This window comes from Mesorhizobium sp. WSM3860 (genome assembly GCF_002294995.1).
Lineage (GTDB): Bacteria > Pseudomonadota > Alphaproteobacteria > Rhizobiales > Rhizobiaceae > Mesorhizobium.
Genome location: NZ_NSGF01000046.1, coordinates 1 through 1,702, shown reverse-complemented (window position 1 = coordinate 1,702; position 1,702 = coordinate 1). Strand labels below are relative to the sequence as shown.

General features: G+C 64.9%; 2 protein-coding genes. Both read right to left on the bottom strand.

What is annotated here, in order from left to right:
• Positions 1-488: S-(hydroxymethyl)glutathione synthase (gene gfa / locus CK220_RS31185; RefSeq protein WP_095815176.1), on the bottom strand; the 488-nt coding region annotated here is incomplete at its 3' end.
• Positions 489-554: 66 nt separating this feature from the next.
• Complete coding sequence (locus CK220_RS31180) at positions 555-1,682, bottom strand: S-(hydroxymethyl)glutathione dehydrogenase/class III alcohol dehydrogenase (RefSeq protein ID WP_095815175.1); 1,128 nt, start codon at positions 1,680-1,682, stop codon at positions 555-557.
• Positions 1,683-1,702 lie beyond the last annotated feature (20 nt).

Genomic DNA, 1,702 nt, shown 5'->3' with positions numbered 1-1,702 from the left:
TCGAGCCCGATCGACTTCAGCTGGCCGCGGATGCCGTCCATGCGGCTCGGGTCGACGCCGGCTTCGATGATCGAGGAGACGAAGGCGGCAAAGCCCGGCGGCGACCAGCCGTCCTCCTCGAAGCGCTCGGGATGGATGAAGGACAGGCCCTTGAAGGGATGGTCGCGCTCGACCGGGCCGTACATGTGCACGCCGCAGCCGGTGCAGGCATGGCGCTGGATCAGCGCGGCCGGGTCGACCACCTTCAGCTTGTCGCCGTTCTCGGCGACGGTGACGTCGCCGGTGCCGGCAACGGCCACGACCGAGAACACCGCGCCTTCCGGCTTCCAGCATTTGGTGCAGCCGCAGGCATGGTTGTGGGCGATCTGGCCCTTGACCTTCACCTTGACCGGATTGCTGGTGCAGAGACAGACCAGCGTGCCGCCGGCAAAGGCAGCGCTTTCCTTGGGCAGCCCGCTGTCGATCTTCGGATGCAGTTTTTCCGCCATTCGTCCTTCCTCCCATGTTGGCCGCAAAGGTTGCGGGCTCCAGCCCGCGACCGATGCGGCATTGCTTCAGTAAACCACGACGCTTCGGATCGACTTGCCCTCATGCATGAGATCAAAACCCTTGTTGATGTCGTCGAGCGTCAGCGTGTGGGTGATCATCGGGTCGATCTGGATCTTTTTGTCCATATACCAGTCGACGATCTTCGGCACGTCGGTGCGGCCGCGCGCGCCGCCGAAGGCGGTGCCCATCCAGGTGCGGCCGGTGACCAGCTGGAAGGGGCGCGTCGCAATCTCCTGGCCGGCGCCAGCGACGCCGATGATGACCGACTTGCCCCAGCCGCGATGCGAGGCCTCCAGCGCCTGGCGCATCACCTTGGTGTTGCCGGTGCAGTCGAAGGTGTAGTCGGCGCCGCCGATCTGGTCGGCGCCGCGCTTGGTCAGGTTGACCAGGTAAGGCACGATGTCGCCGTCGATCTCCTGCGGATTGACGAAATGCGTCATGCCGAACTTTTCGCCCCAGGCCTTCTTGTCGTTGTTCAAGTCGACGCCGATGATCATGTCGGCGCCGGCCAGGCGAAGGCCCTGGATGACGTTCAAGCCAATGCCGCCGAGGCCGAAGACGACAGCGGTGGCGCCCTGTTCGACCTTTGCGGTGTTGATGACAGCGCCGATGCCGGTGGTGACGCCGCAGCCGATGTAGCAGATCTTGTCGAAGGGGGCGTCGGGATTGACCTTGGCCAGCGCGATCTCCGGCAGCACGGTGAAGTTGGAGAAGGTCGAGCAGCCCATATAGTGGAAGAGCTTCTCGCCGCCGAGCGAAAAGCGCGACGAGCCGTCCGGCATCAGGCCTTGCCCCTGCGTGGCGCGGATGGCGGTGCAGAGATTGGTCTTCCGCGACAGGCACGACGGGCACTGCCGGCATTCGGGCGTATAGAGCGGGATGACATGGTCGCCCTTCCTGACCGAGGTGACGCCCTTGCCGACATCGACGACGATGCCGGCGCCCTCATGGCCGAGAATCGCCGGAAAGATGCCTTCCGGATCGGCGCCCGAGAGCGTGAACTCGTCGGTGTGGCAGATGCCCGTCGCCTTGACCTCGACCAGCACCTCGCCGTCGCGCGGGCCCTCGAGGTCCACCTCCATGATCTCCAGCGGCTTTCCCGCACCAACGGCAACAGCGGCACGCGTTTTCATGAGGCATTCCTCCCAAGGCA

Bases quoted from the DNA above. Each gene is read 5' to 3' on its own strand.
- CK220_RS31180 (WP_095815175.1), bottom strand. From the start codon at position 1,682: ATGAAAACGCGTGCCGCTGTTGCCGTTGGTGCGGGAAAGCCGCTGGAG.